This window comes from Streptomyces sp. NPDC048337, assembly GCF_043201175.1.
Taxonomy (GTDB): domain Bacteria; phylum Actinomycetota; class Actinomycetes; order Streptomycetales; family Streptomycetaceae; genus Streptomyces.
On sequence record NZ_JBICYR010000003.1, the window covers coordinates 350,240 to 370,901 of the forward strand.

Annotated in this window: 16 protein-coding genes and 1 pseudogene; 6 read left to right on the top strand and 11 right to left on the bottom strand. The window is 74.3% G+C overall.

The window, feature by feature from the left end; translation table 11 throughout:
- Positions 1-19 precede the first annotated feature (19 nt).
- Entirely contained in the window at positions 20-5,137 is a 5,118-nt protein-coding gene (locus ACGFYU_RS07295) for a DNA-binding protein (protein ID WP_393826278.1), read from the bottom strand.
- On the bottom strand, positions 5,134-6,000 hold the full coding sequence (locus ACGFYU_RS07300; RefSeq protein ID WP_393826279.1) for a DUF4132 domain-containing protein: 867 nt from the start codon (positions 5,998-6,000) through the stop codon (positions 5,134-5,136). Before ACGFYU_RS07300 ends, ACGFYU_RS07295 begins: the two co-directional genes overlap by 4 nt.
- Positions 6,001-6,203: 203 nt before the next feature.
- Here ACGFYU_RS07300 and ACGFYU_RS07305 point away from each other — a divergent pair, with 203 nt between their 5' ends.
- Together ACGFYU_RS07305 and ACGFYU_RS07310 are read left to right on the top strand one after the other, a co-directional pair.
- Positions 6,204-6,929: an HNH endonuclease family protein gene (locus tag ACGFYU_RS07305; protein ID WP_393826280.1), complete on the top strand. Its 726-nt coding sequence runs from the start codon at positions 6,204-6,206 to the stop codon at positions 6,927-6,929.
- A complete protein-coding gene (locus ACGFYU_RS07310; protein WP_393826281.1) occupies positions 6,926-7,216 on the top strand; it encodes a hypothetical protein in 291 nt (96 codons plus the stop codon). The genes ACGFYU_RS07305 and ACGFYU_RS07310 overlap by 4 nt, the downstream gene beginning before the upstream one ends.
- 7 nt (positions 7,217-7,223) lie before the next feature.
- On the opposite strand, the gene ACGFYU_RS07315 is transcribed toward ACGFYU_RS07310, so the two are convergent.
- The 3 genes from ACGFYU_RS07315 to ACGFYU_RS07325 form a co-directional block, all read right to left on the bottom strand.
- Positions 7,224-8,345 carry a hypothetical protein gene (locus ACGFYU_RS07315; protein ID WP_393826282.1) on the bottom strand — a complete coding sequence of 374 codons (1,122 nt, stop codon included), beginning with the start codon at positions 8,343-8,345 and terminating at the stop codon, positions 7,224-7,226.
- Positions 8,342-8,968, bottom strand: coding sequence for an ankyrin repeat domain-containing protein (locus ACGFYU_RS07320; RefSeq protein WP_393826283.1), 627 nt, complete (start codon positions 8,966-8,968; stop codon positions 8,342-8,344). Before ACGFYU_RS07320 ends, ACGFYU_RS07315 begins: the two co-directional genes overlap by 4 nt.
- Before the next feature lie 166 nt (positions 8,969-9,134).
- A complete protein-coding gene (locus ACGFYU_RS07325) occupies positions 9,135-9,668 on the bottom strand; it encodes a GNAT family N-acetyltransferase (RefSeq protein WP_393826284.1) in 534 nt (177 codons plus the stop codon).
- Positions 9,669-9,819: 151 nt separating this feature from the next.
- Here ACGFYU_RS07325 and ACGFYU_RS07330 point away from each other — a divergent pair.
- Positions 9,820-11,075: pseudogene (locus ACGFYU_RS07330) on the top strand (sulfite oxidase).
- 8 nt (positions 11,076-11,083) lie between these two features.
- On the opposite strand, the gene ACGFYU_RS07335 reads toward ACGFYU_RS07330, so the two are convergent.
- On the bottom strand, positions 11,084-12,250 hold the full coding sequence (locus tag ACGFYU_RS07335) for an alpha/beta hydrolase family protein (RefSeq protein ID WP_393826285.1): 1,167 nt from the start codon (positions 12,248-12,250) through the stop codon (positions 11,084-11,086).
- 82 nt (positions 12,251-12,332) lie between these two features.
- Positions 12,333-13,319 (bottom strand): isopenicillin N synthase family dioxygenase, encoded by a 987-nt coding sequence (locus ACGFYU_RS07340; RefSeq protein ID WP_393826286.1) that lies wholly within the window; start codon positions 13,317-13,319, stop codon positions 12,333-12,335.
- A 192-nt stretch (positions 13,320-13,511) separates the two neighbouring features.
- Here ACGFYU_RS07340 and ACGFYU_RS07345 point away from each other — a divergent pair, with 192 nt between their 5' ends.
- Positions 13,512-14,258 carry a VOC family protein gene (locus ACGFYU_RS07345; protein ID WP_393826287.1) on the top strand — a complete coding sequence of 249 codons (747 nt, stop codon included), beginning with the start codon at positions 13,512-13,514 and terminating at the stop codon, positions 14,256-14,258.
- A gap of 1 nt (position 14,259) precedes the next feature.
- Here ACGFYU_RS07345 and ACGFYU_RS07350 read toward each other — a convergent pair whose 3' ends face one another.
- Positions 14,260-15,105: a class II glutamine amidotransferase gene (locus tag ACGFYU_RS07350; RefSeq protein ID WP_393826415.1), complete on the bottom strand. Its 846-nt coding sequence runs from the start codon at positions 15,103-15,105 to the stop codon at positions 14,260-14,262.
- Positions 15,106-15,272: 167 nt separating this feature from the next.
- Between ACGFYU_RS07350 and ACGFYU_RS07355 the strand changes: the two genes are divergently transcribed.
- Entirely contained in the window at positions 15,273-15,461 is a 189-nt protein-coding gene (locus tag ACGFYU_RS07355) for a DUF6381 family protein (protein WP_393826288.1), read from the top strand.
- A gap of 102 nt (positions 15,462-15,563) precedes the next feature.
- On the opposite strand, the gene ACGFYU_RS07360 is transcribed toward ACGFYU_RS07355, so the two are convergent.
- Together ACGFYU_RS07360 and ACGFYU_RS07365 are read right to left on the bottom strand one after the other, a co-directional pair.
- Complete coding sequence (locus ACGFYU_RS07360) at positions 15,564-16,676, bottom strand: agmatine deiminase family protein (RefSeq protein WP_393826289.1); 1,113 nt, start codon at positions 16,674-16,676, stop codon at positions 15,564-15,566.
- Positions 16,677-16,800: 124 nt separating this feature from the next.
- Complete coding sequence (locus tag ACGFYU_RS07365) at positions 16,801-18,378, bottom strand: APC family permease (protein WP_393826290.1); 1,578 nt, start codon at positions 18,376-18,378, stop codon at positions 16,801-16,803.
- 165 nt (positions 18,379-18,543) lie between these two features.
- Between ACGFYU_RS07365 and ACGFYU_RS07370 the strand changes: the two genes are divergently transcribed.
- Positions 18,544-19,170 carry a TetR/AcrR family transcriptional regulator gene (locus ACGFYU_RS07370; RefSeq protein WP_393826291.1) on the top strand — a complete coding sequence of 209 codons (627 nt, stop codon included), beginning with the start codon at positions 18,544-18,546 and terminating at the stop codon, positions 19,168-19,170.
- Between the two features lie 22 nt (positions 19,171-19,192).
- Here ACGFYU_RS07370 and ACGFYU_RS07375 read toward each other — a convergent pair whose 3' ends face one another.
- Positions 19,193-20,551 carry a M64 family metallopeptidase gene (locus ACGFYU_RS07375; RefSeq protein ID WP_393826292.1) on the bottom strand — a complete coding sequence of 453 codons (1,359 nt, stop codon included), beginning with the start codon at positions 20,549-20,551 and terminating at the stop codon, positions 19,193-19,195.
- Positions 20,552-20,662: the final 111 nt, after the last annotated feature.

Below are 20,662 nucleotides of genomic sequence, written 5' to 3' on the forward strand. Positions count from 1 at the left end.
TACGGGTGTGGTGTGGTGGTCAGCGGCGGCGCGGGCGGGTGCGCTTCACCTTGAGCTCCTCGAAGCGCGGTGCGTCCCCCTCGCGGACCCGCTGCCAGGCCCGCCGGTAGAGTTCGGCGGCCGGCTCCCCGGGCACCAGGACGCCGAGGCGGCCGTACATCGGGAGCTTCCACTGCTCCACGGGCAGCGTCGGCGCGGCCATGTCGGCCCACCCGCCGGGCAGGAACAGCGAGCGCCCGGCCCGGCTCCGGTCGGCCGTCACCACGAGGTCAGTGGCGGCCAGTTCGGCGCGGGCCGCCTTGAGGCGGGCCGGCTTCCAGCCGGTCCACCGCGCGGTGTTGCGGTCGGTGGGGTCGGGCATGGCGAGCAACCCGAGGTAGAGGGCGGCCGCGTCGGCGCCGAGGCCGTGGGCGGCGCAGACCTCCGCCACGACCTCCGGTACCGAGCGGCTCGGGTCCTGCGGCCACCAGGTGCCGTCCGCGTCCGCGGCACCCGCCGCCGGGGCACCCGGGTCGGCCAGCAGGGCGGCGAAGCCCGGGTCGTGCGCGGCCCGCAGCGCCTCCTCGACGCCCAGGGGACCCTGGTCGGCGCCGCGCAGCAGCGGCAGGTACGGGTCGGAGCCCGTGGAGTCCAGCAGGGTGGGGCGCAGGGCGGGCCGGGGCCGGTCGTCGTGGGTGGGCAGGACGACCGCGCCGTACCGCTCGTAGCCCTCGCCGGTCTCGGTGGGGTTGCCCGCCGCCTTCCGGAATTCGGGCAGGCTGATGTGGTTGAGGGTGCTGAGCAGCAGTTCGGGCGCGGCGAGCCGCTGCCGTACGGCGGTGAGCGCGGGCGGCAGGGCGGCGCGTACGGGATCGCCCGCGGGCAGCCGGTGGGCCAGCCAGGCCGCCGTGGCGAGGATCCCGCACAGGGCGGACGAGGTGAAGGGCTCCTCGGCGGGTTCGCGGGGTTCCGCGTGGTCGCCGTTCACCGTCCAGGCCACGTCGGTGGAGAGGGTGCGCGAGGCCGCCGGGTCGAGCAGCGCGGCCAGGGAGCGGTGGGCGGGCCAGTGGCCGCGGACGGCGCGGGCGGCCTCGGTGGCCAGCCAGTCGGGTACCGGCGTACGGCGGCCCACGTGCCGGTTCCACACCTCCGCGGCGGCGGCCGCGTCGGGGCCCTCGCTCCACAGCCGGGCCGGGTCGGCGGGCAGCAGGGCGGCGAGCACGGCCCGGCGCACCGAGGCGTCGAGGTTCCTGAGCTCGTCGCGGGCCGAGGCCGCGTCGGCGGCCTTGAGCCCGAGGGCGGTCCGCAGCTCGGTGGGCAGGAAGTTGCGCTGCCAGGAGTCGAGGTACGGGAGCCCCGCGACGACCAGCCGGGCGAGGGCGCCGGAGACTCCGGTGAGGCGGGAGAACTCCTCGGCGGCCTCGGGGCGGAAGGGGGCCGGCCCGTCGTGCTCGGCGGCCGCGCCGAGGAAGGCGGACAGCCAGCCGGGGCCGCGCCCGCGGTCGCCGAGCGGGGCTTCGCCGCGCACGGTGTAGGGGCCGGGGACGGTGAAGCGTCCGGTGGGGTCGTGGAGCAGGGCGCCGAACTCGTGCCCGTCGGGGACGGTTTGGCTGTGCTCGGTCAGGGCTACGACGGCCCCGCCGCCGAGCGGGAACACGCACTGGTGCGGGAGCATCCTCATGCGGCCGTCGGGGGTGCTCAGGTGGCTCCGGTCGAGGTGGAGCAGGACCCGGCGCCAGTGCCCGGCGTATCCCTCGGCCGAGTCCATGCCGAGTTCGTCCACGGCGGCGAGCAGGGTGAACAGGGCCGTCCGCTCCTCGTCCGAGGGGACCGGGCCGGCGGCGCGGTAGGCGACGGCGGCGGCCTGGTCGATCAGCGGCGACCAGGGCAGGGTGGAGAACGTCGGGGCCGGGACGTCGAAGTGGAGTCGCCCGGGCACCGCGGCGGCACCCGAGTCCGCGCGGGCGGCGGCGAGGTCGCGCAGCATCCGGTGGGCGGCGTCGGTGTCGCTGCCCCAGCGGTAGTAGCCGTCGTCGATGATGCCGGAAAGGGCGTCGCCGAGCAGCCGGTCGGTGGGCCCCTGTTCGGTCTCCTCGACGGGGCCGGTGTCCGGCCGGAGCCGGGCGGCGACCGCGTCGAGGGCCTTCTGCTGGGTGAGGGTGAAGCGGAGCACCTCGATGATGCCGCCGATCAGCTTCGGGGCGGTGACCCGCGGCAGCGCCGCACTCACCACACCGGGCAGGTCCGCGGCCTTCTCGGTGGCCGCTGCCGCCTTGAGCAGGGCGGCGACGGTCTCCCGGTCGGCGGTGCGCAGCGCGGCCGAGCCCTCGGGGTCGCGGGGACGCAGGGCGTACCAGTGGGAGAGCGGCGGCAGGTCCACGCTGCCGGTGGCCGCGAGCTGGTGGTGGTCGCGGCTCGACCGGGCGGTGACCACCCCCTCCGGGTCGCCGATGCTCAGCTCGCGCCACTGCGTGGTCAGGGCTCGCGGCCGGTCGTCGCCGGGGAAGACCAGAGCCGCGACCGGCATGTGGCCGCCCTCGGGCACGGTGACACTGCGGCCCGCGGTGTCGCAGCCGTGCCAGCCGTGCCCGGGGAGGCGTACGGTACGCCACCCCAGCAAGCCGTCGACGGGTGCTCCGAGCACCGAGCCCGGCACCGTGGGCGCCGGCCGCAGCCACGCGCTGTGCGCGGGGAGCACGGCCGTATCGGCGTGGCCGCGCAGGGCGTCGGTGAGGAAGGCGGGCTGGGAGAGCCGGCCGTAGGTGGAGCTCGCGGGGTCGTACTCGCGCCAGCCGCGCTCGGTGTCGGCGTCCCGCTGCTGCCACACCCAGTACGAGGTGCCGTCGGACAGCATCGCCCGCTCGGCCGGCAGCTTGGTGTCGCCGCGGTGCAGGACGCCGGCGCCGGTGGCGCGGCCGCCGTCGGGCAGCGGCAGGGTGATGTCCTCGGACCGCAGCGACCAGTGGTTGGCGTCGGAGTCCAGGGTGAGCACGGTGCCGGGCGAGGTGTGCCAGTAGCCCTGGGTTTCGCGGGTTTTCCAGTCGTGCCAGAAGACCAGCAGTTCGCCGTCTACGTAGTGGAATCCGAGGCGGTGCCCGGAGCCGGTCGGCACGCGCAGGTCGTGGGTGAGGACGGTGGCGTCGGCGTCGATGACCCGGACCTGGGCCTGGTTGGCGACGATCAGGTACGGCCAGGCCTCCACCACGGTCAGGCCCTGGTGGCGCTGGTGGCGATGGCCGCCGAGTTCGGCGACGGCGCTCTCCCAGGCGGGCCAGGCCAGTTCCTCGAAGAGGCCGCCGCGCAGGGTGCGGGCGAGGGTTTCGGCGAGGTCGAGGGCGGCCGCGTCGGCGACCTCCTCGGGTGCGAGGGTGAGGGCTTCGGCGGGCAGCCAGGTCAGTCGCTGGATGGCGTCGGGGATTCCGGGCAGCCCGGCGGACCGGGAGGCGCGGGCGACGCCGCGCATCCACTCGGTCAGCAGCGGCCGGCCGCCGGCCGAGGCGGCGACCGCCCGGATGATGTCGGTGCCGCTGGTGGCGTCCCCGAGGGCGTTCAGCGCGCGCTGGAAGGCGGGGTGGAAGCGCTCGTCGGCGCCGAGGGCGAGCAGGTCACGGCGCTGGTCGGCGCGGGCCCAGTCGCGCAGGTTCAGCTGGTCGTGGCGGTGGCGCCGGTCCGCCGGATCGGGGTCGGCGACGGGGATGTCCAGGGTGAGCAGCAGGTCGAGGAGGTCGGCGTCCTCGACGCCCACGCGCAGGGCCGCTTCGCGGCCGGGACGCGCGAGTTCGGCACGCAGGCGGGGCGCGCAGCGGGTGACGAGGCCGAGCAGGCCCGGCGGTGTGGGGCGCAGGCTCCAGCCGGCGTGGCGGGCGGCGTGGAAGCGTTCGAGCCAGCCGGCGACGCCGTCGGCGCACCGCTCCTCGGCGGGCAGGTCCTCGGATTCCAGTCCGGCGGTGGCGCCGGACTCCTCCAGGAGCTCCAGCCACAGGGCGGTGAGCTCGGCGCTGTCGCCGCCGCCGGGCGGGGTCAGGGTGAGGAGAGTGCCGCGTACGGCGGGCACGCGCCGGGCGAGCGCGACAAGTGCACCGCGGTGGGCCTTCCACCAGCCGGTCGCGGCGCGCAGGGTGGCGGGCAAGGGCAGCAGTTCGGCGAGGTAGTCCTGCTCGGGTTCGCTGCCCGTCAGGCCCGCGGCGCGGGCGAGGCGGCGCAGTTCGGTGGCGGCCTGCGCGGAGGGCGGCAGTCCGCCCGCGGTGCGGCGCACGCACAGGCGGCGGAAGCGCGCGTAGGCCTCGGCGGGGGTGACGCGGAGCGCCAGCTGCTTGCCGTAGCCGGTGAGCACCTTCACCGGCAGGGCGCCGGCCAGGGCGAATTCGAGGAAGACGGCGTCGAGGCGGTCCTCGTCGACGGCCAGTCCGTGCTGGGCCTCGGCGGTGCGGGCCCGGCCGAACAGCTGGGCGGCGTAGGTGGTGTTCTCGACGGAGAGGAAGGTGCGGGCGGCCTGCTCGTGGAAGACGGGCAGGAAGTGCGGGACGGAGGCGGCGAGTCGGCCGGCCAGTTCGAGGCAGGCGTCGAGGGCGGCCTTGGGCTTGGTCTTGGCCTGGTGGGCGATCCGATCGAGCTCGGGGACCACGGCGAGGGCGTGGTGGCCGTCCTCGGGGTGGTGCACGAGGACCCATTCGGGGAATCCGAGGGCCTGGCGCTGCCCGAGGCCGACCACGGGCGGCTCCCCCTCGTCGAGGACGAGTCCGAGGAAGCCGGCGGCGAGGTCCTCGGCCGCGCCCAGTTCGGCGGCGGCGAGCCGGACGACGACGCGGTCGTCGCCGAGGGCGGGGTGTCGGTAGGAGCGGGCGGTCAGGTCGACGGCATGGGGCCCGGCACCCGGGGTGCCGAGCGGAAGTACCGCGCCCGCCTTGAGCAGCAGTTCGGCCTCACGGCCGGCGGGCCGGCCGATACCGGTCGCGGACCCTCCGATGCCCTTAACGCCGCCCGCGCCCTCGCCGGTGCCGGTGCCGGCGGCAGACTCGCCGGTCCCCTGCACGCCGACCCCGTGCACGCCGGCCTCACCGGTGCCAGTGGAAGACTCGCCGGCCCCGTGCGCGCCGCCGGTGCCGGTGCCGTTCGTGTCGGCCGTCGCCGCGCCGTTCGTGTCCAGGTCCGTGCTCATGCGTCCTTGCCCTCCTCGATCTTGCGCCCGGCGTACAGCGCCGCGGCCATCCGCATTCCCTCGGACCAGGCCACCGGTCCGACCTCGGCCAGCCGCACCACCCGGCCTTCCTCGTCCTGCCAGTTCAGGGCGCCGGTGGTCGCCTCGTCCTCGTAGTAGGGCTCGCCGATCCACACCGCCGCCTCCGTCCCGCGGCCTCCGTCGCGGACCTTGCAGGTGGCGTAGCCGCCGGAGACCCGGTAGCCGAGGCCCGTGGCCCGGGCCGCGAGGCTGAAGCGGGTGGGGAAGACCCCGCCGGCGTAGTCGCGCACCTCGGTGGCGGTGGCGGTCAGCCCGTCGGGCTTGTGCCAGGTGGCACGGTGGATCTGCTCGACGCGCTGGGTGATGCCCAGTTCGGCCGCGAAGTCCCGTACGTCGTCGAGGTCGGGCAGCAGCACCGGGTGCGGCAGGGTCACCGTGCGCGGGGAGAGCCGTACGGTCTCGCCGTCGAGGTTGACCACCTTCAGCTCACCGGTCTCGGTGGCGTCCCGCAGGAAGCCCACCTCGTCGGGGTCCTCGCCGACGACGGCCAGGTCGCGCAGGGCGCTCTGCCAGGCCTCGTCCGGCCAGAGCCGGGCGAGCAGCGCGGTCGGCACCGGCAGCGAGGAGACCATCCAGGTGTCCACCTGTGCGACGCAGGCCGCGGCGTGCCGGTCGAGCCATGCGGAGAGCCGGCGCAGCCGGTCCACCTCGGGATGGTCCTTCAGTCCCTTGGGCAGGGTCTTCAACTGCCGTCCCGCCGCCCGGCCGGTGGTGGACCGCGCCGCCACCCGCCCCTCGATCAGGGCGATCTCGTACCCCTCGCCCGCCGCCAGCCATGCCATCGGCCCGCACCCTTTCCCCGAATGTCCCGACTGTTCGCGCGCAGCCCTGACAGCGGGGTCAAAGCCCCCCTGAGCTGCGGTATGCCGGGAGACTAGCGAGAGGCACTGACAACGCCGGGCGGAGGGTGGATGTCCGGTTGAATGTCCGGTTCTGGGTAGTGTTCAGGGGACATTGGCGACGCGGAATCGGTTGGGGTGGGGTCATGGTGCGTCAGATACGGGTGCCCGGTGCGGTCCTGGCGGCGGCGCTGCTGCTGGCGGTGGTCGGCTGTTCCGGTCCGAAGGAGTCCGGCGGGGGCAAGGACGGCGACGCGAGGCCGTCGGCCTCCCGGTCCTCCCCACCCGCCGGTGACGCCAAGCCCACCGGCGGGGACGTGCTGCCGGGCATGGTCGGCACGGCCGTGGCCCGCACCCAGCTGGCGGCGTTGAAGGTCGCGCCGGTGGGCACGATGGCCGGGTACAGCCGCGACAAGTTCACGCACTGGGCGCAGCAGGGCAACAAGTGCGACACCCGCGAGGTCGTCCTCAAGCGCGACGGCACCGATGTCGCGCAGGACGCCGAGTGCCGGGCGGTGTCCGGTACGTGGAAGAGCCTGTACGACGGGGTGACCGTCACCGACGCGGCCAAGATGGACATCGACCACATGGTGCCGCTGGCCGAGGGCTGGCGGTCCGGCGCGGCCGGCTGGGACGCCGCCAAACGCAAGGCGTTCGCGAACGATCTGACGCACCCCCAGCTGCTGGCCGTGACCGCCGCCTCGAACCGCTCCAAGGGCGACCAGAGCCCCGACCTGTGGCAGCCGCCGGACCGTGCGAGCTGGTGCCAGTACGGACGGGCCTGGACCACCGTCAAATCCACCTACGGCCTGACCGTCACCGAACCGGAGAAGAAGATGCTCACCACCATGCTGGACACCTGCGCCTCATGACCGGAACGACCGAAGCGGGGCCGTGGCGGGACGAGGTCCTCGCCGGGCCGGGCGGCGCGATGACCGACGAGGTCGGCGTGATCACCGGCCCGCTCACCCTGCGCACCACGGCGGTGGCCGGGGGCCTGGTCCGGTTCGACGTCCAGTACAAGGACGCCGACGAGTGGTACACGCTCACCGGCAGCCCGCTCCCCCACCACGGGGACCCGGCCGCCCTGCACACCGCCGCCCTCGCGGCGATCCGCGCCGGCGGCGCGGCCCAGGCCCCGGGCACCGCGTCCTCCTGAGGGGGCCTCAGAGGACGGTGATCCCCAGCGGCCGCGCGCCCGCCGGGAGGCGGCGGGTGGCGCCCGTGTCGAGTTCGACGACGGTGATGCCGTTCCAGTAGCCGTCGCGGGTGTAGCCGCCCGTGACGTACGCGGTCCGGCCGTCGCGGGAGACGGCCACGTCCTCGTGCGGTCCGGCCAGCGGGTACACGCGCTCGGCACCGTCCGGGGAACGGACCGTCAGCGACGGGCCCTTGCCCTCCCCTGGCTCCACCGGGCCCGTGCCGACCACCAGCAGCCTGCCGTCCGCGGTCAGGGCGGTCCCGTGCTGGTGGGTGTCGGCGGTCATCGGCTCGATCGTGGTGCGCCCGGTCCGCGGGTCGACCACGGCCAGCCGCTCGCCCTCGAAGGGGAGCAGCAGCATCCCGTCGGACGGGCGGACGACCGCGTAGTGCGGCTTCAGCCAGGAGCCGAGCCCGCCCTCGGTGCCGTACGGGGCCACTTCGATCCGGCGTGGGCTGAGCGGTCCGGCCGCCACGACGGTGAGGTCGAAGGAGTCGTGGCCGGTGACGTAGACCTCGGAGCCGTCGCGTGACACGTCCACGTCGAAGGGGCGCCGGCCGACCGGCACGACGGCGGTGACCTCGCGGGTCGCGGTGTCCACGACCTCCAGCACGCCCGTCGTACCGGGCACGTTGACGCCGACGTAGGCGCGCGCGCCGTCGGGCGACAGGGCGACGCCCATGCCGCCGCCCCGGTACTCGCCGTCGGTGACCGGGCCGGTGCCGGTGCGGTACGGGATGCGGGCCAGCCGCGTACGGGTGCGGGTGTCGACCACGGCGAGGCCCTCGGCGGTGGCCACCCAGGCGCGGCCGTCCGCGCCGACGGCCAGCCCGTACGGGGCCCGTCCGACGGGGACGGAGGCGAGCGCTCCGCGCTCCGGGTCCACGAAGGTGACGGTGTCGGCCCCGAAGTCGGCGGTCAGCAGCAGCCCTTGCGGGGTCGGCGCGGTGGCCGCCAGCGGGGAGGCGGCGGACGGCGCCGGGGCCGGGGCCTCCGCGGGCCGCCCGGTCCCGGTGCAGGCGCCGAGCAGCAGGGCGGCGGCGAGTCCCGCGAGGACGGTACGGGCGCCCCGCGCGCGGCGGTTCACCGGCCCGTCCCCCGCTCGTCCCGGGCCTCCTCGGCCGCGCGCAGGATGCGCGCCATGCCGTCGAAGCCGCGGCGTGCGGCGTGCTCGTACGGGGTGACGCCGTCGTGGTCGGCCAGCACCGGGTCGGCGCCCGCCGCGAGCAGCAGGGCGACGATCTCCTCGTGCCGGGGGCCGCCGTCGCCGAGGATCACCGCCTCCAGCAGGGCGGTCCAGCCGAGCCGGTTGACGTGGTCCACGTCGATGTCCGTCTCGTCCAGCACGGCGCGCACGTACGCGGTGTGCCCCCGCTCGGCGGCCGGGATGAGGGAGATCCCGCCGAAGCGGTTGCGCTGTTTCAGGTCGGGTCCGGCGGGCAGCAGCAGGCGCATCATCCGGACACTGCCGGTGACCCCGGTGACCAGCCAGGGGCTGTCCTCGCGCGAGTCCGGGGCGTTCGGGTCGGCTCCGGCGGCGAGCAGCAGCGCGGCCGCGTCGAGGTGGTCGCCGAGCGCGGCGAGCAGCAGCGGGGTGCGGAGCTCCTCGTCGCGGGCCTCGACCGCGGCGCCGGCGGCGAGGGCCTCGGCCGCCGCGGCCGCGTCGCCGCGCCGGGCGGCGTCGAGGAGGAGTCGGTCGTGCGCGTTCATGGTGTCCCTCTCGGCTCCGGGGCGGGGAGGGCCCGTGTCCGCCCTCCCGCTCCCCCGGTCCATGGTCGCCGTGCCGGGGCCGCTCCCCGGTCCGCCCGGCGGCCGGAGCCCGCGAGCGCTCCGGAGGACCTCCGGGTCAACCGATCGGCCGATGCGGTCGGCCCGATCAGGCCTCGTACTCCGTGAGGTCGATGGCGTGGATCTGCAGGAGGTGTCCGTACCGGGGGTCCGTGGTGTCGCGCTCCGGCACCATGCCCAGCTTGCGGATCACGTTCTCGGAGACCTCGTTGCCCGCCCGGTTGACGGCGACGACCCGGTCCAGGCCCCGGTCCTGGAGGGCGAACTCCAGGGTGGCCTGGGCGGCCTCGGAGGCGTAGCCCTGGCCCCAGTACTGGCGTCCGAGCCGCCAGCTGATCTCGACCTCGTGCGCCACCTCGGGCAGGTACTCCGGGACCGAGAGGCCGACGGCTCCGATCAGCTCGCCCGAGCCCAGGAGTTCGACGGCGAAGAGCCCGAAGCCCTCCTCGTCCCACTCCTCCTCCCAGCGCTCGATGTCCTCGGCGGTCCGGTCCAGGTCGAGGACGGAGCCGTCGCCGATCCAGCGCATCACCTCCGGGTCGGCGTTGATCTCCGACAGGGGGACGAGGTCGTCGTCGGTCCAGCGGCGGAGGAGGAGTCGGGGGGTACGGATCTCGGTCATGGGCCACATCCTGCCGAAATTCGCCGGACCAGCGGTAATCGGCCGTTGCGGCGGTGTTGCAGGTTCGTGGCCATCACGGTGGGAAGGTTCCCGCGGCCTGCCCCGGGCCCCTACGGTCCGTCGGGAACCGCGATCAAGGAGTGACCCCGCCATGCCCTTCGACCTGTCCGACGAGAGTCGCTACGACCGCACGCGCCTGCGGCAGTGGGCCCGCGGACGCGCCCGTTCCGCCGGGGTGGACCGCCGGGACCTGCTCAAGCTCTTCGCGGCGGGCGCCGCCGCCGGATCGCTGGGCCTGGGCGCGGCGGGCCCGGCCGCGGCCGCCGAGCCGCCGGGCGTCGTCAAGCCGCTGCCGGCCGAGCTGTTCACCATCCGGGGCACCAACGCGGAGACGAACTTCGCCGCCCTGCGCGGCACCGGGCCGCTCACCCCCATCGACCGGTTCTTCGTACGGAACCACACCCGCACCCCGCGGATCGAGGCCGGCGACTGGCGGCTCGAGGTGTGGGGCGACGGGCTGGCGGGCGGCCCCGTCACGTTCTCGTACGACCGGCTGCGCGCCCTGCCGGCGGTCGAGCGGACGCTGTTCATCGAGTGCGCGGGCAACGGCCGGAGCTTCTACTCCACCCAGCAGGGCCGGCAGGTCACCGGCACCGCGTGGACGCTGGGCGCCATCGGGGTCGCGCACTGGCGCGGGGCCCGGCTGTCGGACGTACTGCGGCAGGCGGGCGTGACGCGCGGCGCCGTCGACGTGCTGCCGCGCGGGCTGGACGACGACGTGGTCGCGAACGGGGTGAACCTGGGGCGGGTGCGGCGTCCGCTGCCGGTCTCGAAGGCGCTGGACGACGTACTGCTCGCGTACGAGATGAACGGGGATCCGCTGCCGCCGGACCACGGCGGCCCGGTGCGCCTCGTCGTCCCGGAGTGGGTCGGGATCTCCTCGATCAAATGGGTCGGGGACATCGAGGTGAGCGCCGCACCGCTGTACTCGCCGTGGAACACCGACATGTACCGGCTGTTCGGCCCCGGGCAGCCGGCGGAGGGCAGCGCCCCGCTGACCCGGCAGACCCTCAAGAGCGCCTTCGAGCTGGAGCTGGGGGCGTCCCTCCCCGTGCACCGGACGCGGCTGCTGACCGGCCGGTCCTGGTCGGGCGCGGCTCCCGTGCGCCGGGTCGAGGTCAGCACCGACGGCGGGGTCCGCTGGCAGCGGACCCGGCTGCACGACGCCCCCGCCGGGGCAGCTGGGTGCGCTGGTCGGTGCCGTGGACCCCGCGGGCGACGGGGGCGACGGCGCTGCTGGCGCGGGCGACCGACGCCACCGGGCGGACGCAGCCCGCGACTACGGCCCACAACACGCAGGGCTACCTCTTCGACGCGGTCGTGCGCCACCCGGTGACGGTGGTCTGAGGGGCGGTTCAGGGCGTGTGGAAGCGGACCTCCGGCGCGTCGGGGGACGGGCCGTCCAGCACGGGCTGGGGCTTGCCCTTCAGGTGCTGGTCGAAGAAGGCGGCCACGTAGCGCCGGGTCAGCTCCACGGAGCGGTCGCCGGGCAGCGGGGCCTCGGGGTCCCGGAGGCCGAGCTGGTCGGCGATCGCCGGGAAGTCGCTGAAGGTGAAGTGGCCGGAGTCGGCGAAGGTGATCCAGCGCTTCCAGCCGTCGAGCTTCGGCCAGTCGCGGCTCCAGGTCGGGCTGCCGCCCGGGCCCCGGTTCTGCGCGCCGATCAGCATGAACGGGCGCCCGCCGAGCCCGGTCTCGGGCACCGGGGTCGCGAGTCCGCCGTCCAGGTTGACCCCGGCCAGGACCCGGGGGTCGGTCGCCATCGCGGCGGCCGCCGAGGCGCCGCCGATGGAGTGGCCCGCCATCGCGATGCGGCTCCGGTCGATGATACCGGCGTGGCGCCAGGCCGGGTCCGGTCCGGTGAGCCGGTCGAGGAGGAAGGACACGTCGCGGGCCCGGGTGTCGCTGACCGTCTGCATGGTCGCGCCACCCGCCTCGACCTTCTCGCAGGCCAGGCACTGCAGCACGCGCCCGCCGGGGAAGGCGGTCCCCGCGCTCTCGTACGCGTGGTCGACCGCGGCGACGACGTAGCCGCGCGAGGCCAGGTCCTCGGCGAGCGCGGTGAGGGTGGCGCGCGAGACGGTGAAGCCCGGCGAGAGGACGATCAGCGGATACCGGCCCGCGACGGGGCGTGCCCCGGCCCGGGCGTGGGTCGCCGTTCCGGCCAGGGGCTCGACCGGGATCACCTTGTCCAGCCCCCGGTCGATCAGCATCAACCGGGCCTCCTCACGGGTGAGGTAGCGCACGGGGCCGCCGCCCCGGTGCGCCGGATAGCGCATGGTCACCATCAGCTCGCGCGGCCCGGACCGCTCTGCCCAGGGGTCGGTCCGGCTGCGGTCCACGAGGTGGAGCGTCTCCTGCCCGACGGAGAAACGGCCGGTGGGGCCGGGGAGTTCCACCGCGGTGTGGCGGCTCTCGGCCACGGCCGGGGAGTCGGCGGCCGCCGATGTGCCCGCGGCGGCGAGCGGGAGCGGCAGGAGGAGGGCGAGTAAGGCTGCGGCGGAGGCCGTACGGCGTCGGTTCATGCGTCCGAACCTACTGAGCGCGAGCTGCCGGATCGTCAACTCACAGGAGGAGGAGCCCGTCCCACCTGGGTCGGGCTCCGGCTCACCCTGAAGTCGTAGTCCCGTCGGGCACGCTGATCGCGCGGAGCTTGTCCCGCAGGTACGCGTGGGAGTCCACCGGGCCGTGCACCACGCGGCCCACGGGGGCGGGCAGGGATTCCACGCGGGTGTGCGCGTCGCACTCGTAGAAGTAGACCAGGGAGATCAGTTCCTCGGCGGGCGCGTCGGCGGGCGGCGGCAGCACCCGGTGGCGGCCGGCCCGCCACCGGTCCCCGGTCCAACGGGCCATCAGGTCGCCGATGTTCACGGTGAGGGCGGCCGGATCGTAGGGGGCGTCCTCCCAGCCGTCGGCGTCGGTGTGGATCTGGAGCCCGCCCGAGCCCGGCTGGCGGTCGAGGACCGTGACCGTGCCGAAGTCGGTGTGCGCACCGATGCGGAACTGGCCGGGCAGCGGCGGGCCGACGACCTCGGCGCCCGGGTACCAGTTGAGGTTGAACCCCCAGGTGGGGTGGGACGTGTGCCGGGTGAAGTGGTCCTCGGCCAGGCCGAGGGCGGTGGCGAGCAGTTCCAGCAGCTCGTCGGAGAGGGCCCGCATCAGGCCCAGGTACTCCGTCACCAGCGCCCGCAGCGCGGGCGCCTCCGCCGGCCACGCGTTGGGCCGGAACCACTCGGCGTCCACGGCCGCGTCACCCGTGGGGTCGTCCGCGGCCCAGGACCACGATTCCTTCATGTCGGGCGGCGAGGCCGTCCCCTCGGCGTAGCTGTTGGCCTCGGCCCCGGGGCCGAGCCAGCCGCGGCCGCCGACCGTGACCGCGTACGGCTCCTTCGCGGCGGCCGGCAGCCGGAAGAACGCGCGCCCCGCCTGCCGGATCCGGGCGGGCAGCGCGGGATCGATGCCGTGTCCGGTGACCAGGAGGAATCCGGCCTCCCGCAGGGCCTCGTCGACGCGGGCCGCCGTACGGGCCCGGGCCTCGGGGTCGCCGGACCGCCACGGTCCGAGGTCGATCACGGGAACCTTGGATCCGGCCATGGGAGACCTGCCTTCCGGGCGTGCTCGGAGCGTCCGGTTCCGAGATTAGGGGTGAGCCGCCGCGCGGGGGCGTGCTTCGCTCGAAGACCATCCCGAAAAGGACCAGAATGAGACGGTGGGGTCCGAGGGACGGAGCGCGTGGTGGAGATTTCTACGAGGGAGGTCTTCGGAGCTCCGTGCTGGGTCAGTCTCATGGCCCGCGACCTCACGACCGCGCAGCGCTTCTACCGCGCGGTCGCGGGTTGGGCCTTCCGGCCGGCCCGGCTGGGCGAGGCCTTCTCGGTCGCCGAGATGGACGGGGTTCCGGTGGCGGGCATCGGGGCGCTGGCGGCCGACCTGGGGGTCGCCGTGGCCTGGACCCCGTACTTCGCCGTGGACGACGCCGACGTGGCCGTGGACCGCATCCGGGAGCGCACGGGCACGATAGCGGTGGGGCCGGTCTCCTTCGCCACCGGCGGCCGCGCGGCGCTGGTCGCCGACCCGGACGGGGCGGTCTTCGGGATCTGGGAGGGCGCCGTGTCGCCCCACTGGCGGGTGGGCCGGGGCCGGGCGCCCGCCTGGCTGGAGCTGCGCACCAGGAACGCCTTCGACGCGGCGATCTTCTACGGGGCGGTGCTGGAGTGGGCCTCCGGCCGGACCGGGTGCTGCGAGGTGTCGTACGAGGAGGACCAGGTGGTCCTGCGGCAGGGCGGAGAGCCCGTGGCCCGCCTCAACAGCGGCCCGGTCGAGCTCGCCTCCTACTCCCCGCACACCCGGCCCCGCTGGCACGTCCACTTCCGCGTGCCCCGGCTGAAGCCCGCCGTCGAGGCCGCCGTGTCCATGGGCGGGCGTCCCGTCTCGGACGTCACGTCGAACGCCTCGGAACGCTGGGTGGCGCTGCGCGACCCGGACGGAGCGCTCTTCACCCTCACCACGTCCCTGGCCGCGGACGCCGGGTAGCTCAGGGCAGTTCCGGTACGAAGGGCAGGTAGTCCGCCTCCGAGGCCGCGGGGATCACCGCGTAGCTCGCCTCGGGCAGCTCGTTCCACAGTCCGGGCAGGTCGCCCAGGGGCTCGGAGACCACGAGCCGCGTCGCGTCGGAGACCTCGGCGAGGAAGTCCAGCTCGGGGTGGAGGTGGCGTACGGTCTCGGCCTTGCTGCTGTAGAACAGCGACCTGGACCTGCCCTGGGAGGAGTACCGAAAGGCCCAGAGGCGCTCCCCGTCACTCACCGCCACCGTCATCTGGAGCGGGTCCGCCACCCCGTGCTCCTTGCCGAGCCGCTCCACCAGGCCCGCCATCCGCGCGACGGCGCCGGGCACGTCCTGGTCGAGGCCGTAGGTCACCGCGAGGTAGAACATCACCTCGGAGTCGGTGGAGCCCTCGATGGAGGAGAAGAGGGCCGGGTCGACGGCCATGCACAGGTCCCGCTGGAGCCGGCTGAAGTCGGCGATCGCCCCGTTGTGCATCCACAGCCAGCGGCCGTGCCGGAAGGGGTGGCAGTTGGTCTGCTGGATCGCGGACCCGGTGGAGGCCCGTACGTGCGCGAAGAACAGCGGCGAGCGGACGTGGCCGGCCAGTTCGCGCAGGTTGCGGTTGTTCCACGCGGGGGCGATGTCCTTGAAGACGGCGGGGGTCCCGTCGCCGCTGCCGTCCGCGCTGTACCAGCCGATGCCGAAGCCGTCGCCGTTGGTGGACTCCACGCCCATCCGCGCGTGCAGGCTCTGGTTGATCAGGGAGTGCTCCGGCCGGTAGAGCACGGCGTCGAGGAGCAGGGGCGAACCGGAGTAGGCGAGCCAGCGACACATGAGCACCATCCCCTTCTCCGCCTGGTCCGAGCCTAAGCCAGGCGGCGGGGCCGGGCGCGCCCGGACGGCCGGACGGGTCACGCTCGGTGACCGTTCGAGATGCGGGCGCCGGGCGCTGCTGGTTCGCTGAATCCGCCCGCTCTCCCCCACTGATCCAAGGAGTGATCATGAGCGTTTCAGGCGAGTCCCGCGGCCGGTCCCAGCAGATGCGCGCCAAGGCCCAGGAACTGATCGAGGCGGCCGACCGGTCGACCGACCCCGAAGAGCGCAAGCGGCTGAAGGAGAAGGCCCGCCGCCTGCAGGAGCAGAGCGAGCGCGAGGGCACGATGGACGACAGGGGAATGGACCCCATGTAGCCCGTCCCGTCCCGCCCCGCCCCCGTGGACACCGGCCGGTGGCCGCCGCGATCCCCCGTCGCCGCGGACACCGGCCGGTGCGTTGTTGAGGTGGTGACGGCCTCAGGCCGTGACCGCCGGGACGTGCTGGGTCACGCAGTGGACGCCGCCGCCGCCCCAGGCCAGGACGCGCGCCCGGGCGCCGACGACCTCGCGGCCGGGGAAGAGGGTGGCGAACTGTGCGAGGGCGAGGGCGTCGGTCGACTCCCCGGAGGTGGGTACGACGACGCTGCCGCTGGTCAGGTAGTAGTTCGTGTAGCTGAAGGTCTCGACGGTCAGTCCGTTCTGGCGGAAGTGCGGCTGGTGGTGCATCTCCACCACCTGGAAGGGCCGGCCGCACGCGTCGGTCGCGGCGTCGAGGACCGCCTTGTTGGCGGCCATCCGGGCGTGGTTGGGGTTGGTCGGGTCGGGCTGGGTGTGGAGCAGGAGCTTGGCGGGGCCCAGGTAGGCGGCGACGAGGTCGACGTGCCCGTTGGTGATCTCGTCGTGGTGGAGCCCGTACGGGAGCCATATGAGCTTGCTCGCTCCGTACGCGGCGAGCAGCTTGGCCTCGATCTGCGCGCGGGTCATGCCGGGGTTGCGGTTGGGGTTGAGCAGGCATTCCTCGGTGGTGATGAGGGTGCCCTGCCCGTCGGTGAGGACGGCGCCGCCCTCCAGGACCATGTCGACGGGCTTGCGGGTGTCGCCCAGGTGGGCGCACACGCCGACGGGCAGGAAGTCGTCCTTGTCGAAGGGGTACTTGTTGCCCCAGCCGTTGAACCCGAAGTCGAGGCCGATCCGGTGGGTCTTCCCGGGGTTGACCGCGAAGATCGGGCCGGTGTCCCGGGTCCAACAGTCGTTGATCGGGTACTCGATGACCGTGACCGTGCTGCCGCACTGGGCGCGCGCCTCCGCGGCCTGGCCCGGTTCGGCGACCATGATCACCGGCTCGAAGCGGGCGACGGCCCGGGCGATGCCGGCGATCTCGGCCTGGACGTCGGGGAGCAGTCCGCCCCACCCGACCTGTCGGTCCCACGGCCAGGCCATCACACAGGCGGCGTGCGCCTCCCATTCGGCCGGTGCGTGGTGCGGGTCCTCGCTCGGCGAGGCGAAGGCGGTGCGGCCGAGCAGGGGGACGGCGGCGGCCGCGAGGGCTGCGGCGCCGAAGCCGCGACGCGTCATTCGTGGCAGGTCCATGACACTACTCCTTCGGTGGGGATTCCGTTCCGGACAGGGCCGGACGACCCTGTGGATCAGGGATGGAGGGATGGGGACGGGATGGAGATCCGGGGGTGGAGAGGGGGGACGGAGAGCGGGGTGATCAGGGGCGCTCGGCGGCGAGTACGCCCGCCTGCCCGCCCTCGCTCTGCTCGCCCTGCTCGTTCTCCTCGCTCCGGCCGCTCTCCTCACGGGCCTGCGCGGCCAGCAGGGCCTTCTGCGGCTTCTTCGCGACCAGGTAGACCAGTCCGACGGTGATCACCACGCCGGTGCCCAGCAGGCCCGCCCAGATCTGGTACCAGGGGGCTCCCGGCGGGGCGAGGACGGCGCGCGGCCAGCACACGTTGGCGACCTCGAAGGCGGTCCAGAGCACGGCCAGCACGTTCAGGAAGGTGCCCTTGCGCCCCAGCCGGATGTGGCCGGAGGGGACCCAGGTGCCGCGCAGGCGGGCGATCAGGGCGGCCAGGCTGACCAGGAAGAACGGCAGGAAGGTGGCGGCGGTGCCGAAGGCGATCAGGCTGCCGATCGCGGTGGCGTTCAGGCCCAGCAGCAGGCCCGTACAGCTGACGAGCGTCGAGGCGACGAGTCCGCCGATGGGGGCCTGGCGGCGGTTGACCTTGCGCACCTGGCGGGAGAAGGGGAACACGCCGTCACGGGCCAGCGAGTAGACGCCGCGGGCGGCGCCGCCCTGGGAGGCCATGGCGCAGGCGAGGAATCCGACGAGGACGACGGCCACGAAGGGCTTGTCGGACCAGGACCCGAAGGCGGTGGTGACGGCGGTGGTCACCGGGTCGAGGTCCTCACCCGCGACGACGGCCTGCGGCGCGGGGTGGGCGAGGGCGACGGCCATCGCGTTGAGGATGACCACGAGGCCGACGCTGAGCAGCGCCCACCACATGGCGCGGGGCACCTGCCGGCCGGCGTCCTTGGTCTCCTCGGCGGTGGAGACGCAGGCGTCGAATCCGATGAAGCCCCAGCCGGCGACGGCCAGGACGGCGAGGAAGGCCACGACGGTCGACCCGCCGGAGAGCTCCTCGGCGCCGAGGGTCTCGGTGAACAGCGAGAACCCGTGCTCGCGGAAGAACAGCAGGAGCGCGAAGCCGACCAGTACGGAGGCGATGGCCTCGGCGGCGATTCCGAGCGAGACGAACCAGCTCAGGATCCTGATCCCGTACGCGTTGACCAGCATGCAGGCCAGCAGGATCCCGGCGGCCACCGCGACCAGGGAGCCCGGGGTGGGCGTGGCGCCGACGAGGGCGAAGGCCCAGGGGGCCGCCAGGTACGCGACGGTGGTGTTGCCGAACATCACCGCGAACTGCCACACCCAGCCGCTCATCCACCCGAAGGACGGGCCGAGCAGCCGCCGGCCCCACTGGTACGGGCCGCCGGCGAGCGGCCACTGGGAGGCCAGCTCGGAGTAGACGTTGACCACCAGGCACTGGCCGAGGAGCACGATCGGCAGCGCCCAGACCCAGGCGGGTCCGGCGATCATCGTGCCGACCATCGAGACGGCGTAGAGGGCGACGACGGGCGAGACCACGGCGAAGCCCATGGCGATGTTGCCCAGGATGCCGAGGCTGCGGCTGAGCTCCTGGGTGTAGCCGAGATCGGCCAGGCGGGCGGCGTCGGTGTCGGCGCCTGCGCCGCCCGGTTCAGGGCGTGCGGGGGCAAGGTCGGGCATGGCGCACCTCTCGCAAAGCGGGACGCGCCGATCGGCCGACGTGCCCCGGAAGCTAAATCTAACGTTGTTAGGTTGCGGGAATGCGGGGACCTTAACCCGACCTGAACTCCTTGGGAAGCCCCTCCGGACGGGTAATCTGGCGGCCGACGACGAGGGGGATCACACGTGGGCCGACCGAACCAGCCGCTGCTCAGCCGCGGGAGCATCGCGCGCGCGGCCCTCGAACTCCTCGACGAGGAGGGCCCCCAGGCGCTGAAGATGCGTACGCTCGCCGACCGGCTCGGGGTCAGGGGCGCCTCCCTGTACCACCACGTCGCGTCCAAGGACGACGTCCTCGACGCGGTCTCGGAGCTGATCAACGAGGAGATCGATCTGAGCCCGCTCGACGGGCCCGACTGGCGGGAGGGGATCGCGGCCTACGCGCGCGGCTACCGCCGGGTCTACCTGCGCCACCCGAACGCGATCGCCCCGGCGGCCCGGCGCGCGGTCGAGGCGGCCCCCGCCCTGCGCGGCTACGACGCGCTGCTCGCCGCCCTGATCCGGGCGGGCTGCACCCCGGCCCGCGCCGCCGAGGCCGCCGCCGCCATCGACTACCTGGTCCTCGGCTCGGCCCTGGAGACCTTCACCGCGGGATTCACCCGCCCCGCCGGGGAGTACCGGCCCGACTACCCGGCCCTGGCCGACTCCCTCACCGACGCCGCGGCCACCGGTGCCGGCCTGGCCGAGCTCGACGACCGCGGCTTCGAACTCGGCCTCGGCCTGGTCCTCGACGGCCTCGCCGCGTCCCTGTAGAGCCAACGGGCCCGGCGGGACCTCAGAGGCGGACCGTCCACTCGGTCGTGGAGCGCAGGGTGCGGGCGATCTGCGGGTCGCGCACCGAGGGCGTGCGGTCCTCGGCCGTGACGGACAGCCGGTGCGAGCGCAGGTCGAACAGCCACAGCTCCGCCACCCGCACCTCGGTCCGGCCCTCGAACCGCTTCAGCTCCCGCCCGTCCAGGTACCACCGGACCACCAGCTGCCTCCCGTCGGCGCCCGCCAGCTTCGGCACGGCCGCCTTCGCCGTGTGGCGCACCCGCAGGGTGCGGTCGGTCGGGGTCAGCGGGGTGACCGTCCTGGCGTGCCGGTGGAACCCGGCGATCATCGCCTCGACACCGGGCAGGTTGAAGGGCTTGCCCAGCACCCGCATGATCGAGTTGTCGGTGGGCCGGTAGAGCCCGGTGACGAAGTAGCCGCCGCCCTCGTACGCGCCGACGGTACCGCCGTCCGGGGACTGTTCGCCGAGCCAGCGGTACCACTTGGCCCGCTCCCCGGCCATCCGGTCCGCGGTCAGGGTGGAGCTGTTGGACTCGGCGGGCTCGGGGCCGGTGTACTTCTCGTAGTCCGGGACCCCCGCGTAGAAGTACTCGTCGGCGAGCTTGCCCAGCGAGTGTCCGGTCTCGTGGACGGCGACGTGCCCGGACTTCGCGTGGCCTGCCGAGGCCGTGGATATCCCCTCGTAACCGAGGGTGGCGCTGCGCTCGTTGTAGCCCGCGCCGCCGTACTTCGCGCTGTTGGCCAGCACGATGACGAGGTCCGCCGCCGGAGCCTTCGCCACGTACGCGTCGACCTTGGGCTGGTCGATGCAGAGCAGCCGCTCGATCTCCTCGCACCAGAAGTACGAACCGAGGGCCGTGTCGCGGACCGCGGCCCGGTCGGGGTCCCCGGAGACCCCCGACTCACGGGAGACCGCGTCGACCGTCCAGACGTTGAAGAGGTTGCGATAGGTGGTGTAGGGCTCGACGGCGGTGACCTCGGCCCACTTCTGCCGGGCGTCGGCGTGGAAGCGGTCCAGCTCGGCGGCGGTGTAGCCGTCACCGACGAAGACCACGTCCAGGCGGTCGGCGGTGGGTCCGTTGTCGATCATCTTGGAGACGTCGCCGTCGGTCGCCCGCTGGGCCTCGGAGAGCCGTCCTGTGCTCTTCGACCGGGTGCCCGCGGCCGGTACGAGGGCATGCCCGGAGCCGGCCTCGCCGCCGTGCTCCGGCCCCGGCACCTCCACCTCCACCAGCGGCTTCGGCGGCGCGTCCGCCGCCCCCGCCGGACCGGCGGCGAGCAGCATCGCGGTCGCGCAGGCCGCCGCGAAGGCCCCGCGCAGCACGGCGCGCACGGCGGGACGGCGTATGGCTGGACTCATCAAGTCCTCCCCCGGGAAAGGTGGTTAAGCAGCGGGATAAGCATGCTGAATCGGCTGCTTAAATTAGGTGCCGCAGGGGGCGTGCGCAATGGCCCGATCCCCCTGAATACT

Bases quoted from the DNA above. Each gene is read 5' to 3' on its own strand.
- ACGFYU_RS07310 (WP_393826281.1), top strand. From the start codon at position 6,926: ATGACCGGAACGACCGAAGCGGGGCCGTGGCGGGACGAGGTCCTCGCC.
- ACGFYU_RS07305 (WP_393826280.1), top strand. From the start codon at position 6,204: ATGGTGCGTCAGATACGGGTGCCCGGTGCGGTCCTGGCGGCGGCGCTG.
- ACGFYU_RS07340 (WP_393826286.1), bottom strand. From the start codon at position 13,319: ATGGCCGGATCCAAGGTTCCCGTGATCGACCTCGGACCGTGGCGGTCC.
- ACGFYU_RS07335 (WP_393826285.1), bottom strand. From the start codon at position 12,250: ATGAACCGACGCCGTACGGCCTCCGCCGCAGCCTTACTCGCCCTCCTC.
- ACGFYU_RS07325 (WP_393826284.1), bottom strand. From the start codon at position 9,668: ATGACCGAGATCCGTACCCCCCGACTCCTCCTCCGCCGCTGGACCGAC.
- ACGFYU_RS07345 (WP_393826287.1), top strand. From the start codon at position 13,512: ATGGCCCGCGACCTCACGACCGCGCAGCGCTTCTACCGCGCGGTCGCG.
- ACGFYU_RS07350 (WP_393826415.1), bottom strand. From the start codon at position 15,105: ATGTGTCGCTGGCTCGCCTACTCCGGTTCGCCCCTGCTCCTCGACGCC.
- ACGFYU_RS07320 (WP_393826283.1), bottom strand. From the start codon at position 8,968: ATGAACGCGCACGACCGACTCCTCCTCGACGCCGCCCGGCGCGGCGAC.
- ACGFYU_RS07295 (WP_393826278.1), bottom strand. From the start codon at position 5,137: ATGAGCACGGACCTGGACACGAACGGCGCGGCGACGGCCGACACGAAC.
- ACGFYU_RS07355 (WP_393826288.1), top strand. From the start codon at position 15,273: ATGAGCGTTTCAGGCGAGTCCCGCGGCCGGTCCCAGCAGATGCGCGCC.
- ACGFYU_RS07375 (WP_393826292.1), bottom strand. From the start codon at position 20,551: ATGAGTCCAGCCATACGCCGTCCCGCCGTGCGCGCCGTGCTGCGCGGG.
- ACGFYU_RS07300 (WP_393826279.1), bottom strand. From the start codon at position 6,000: ATGGCATGGCTGGCGGCGGGCGAGGGGTACGAGATCGCCCTGATCGAG.
- ACGFYU_RS07365 (WP_393826290.1), bottom strand. From the start codon at position 18,378: ATGCCCGACCTTGCCCCCGCACGCCCTGAACCGGGCGGCGCAGGCGCC.
- ACGFYU_RS07360 (WP_393826289.1), bottom strand. From the start codon at position 16,676: ATGGACCTGCCACGAATGACGCGTCGCGGCTTCGGCGCCGCAGCCCTC.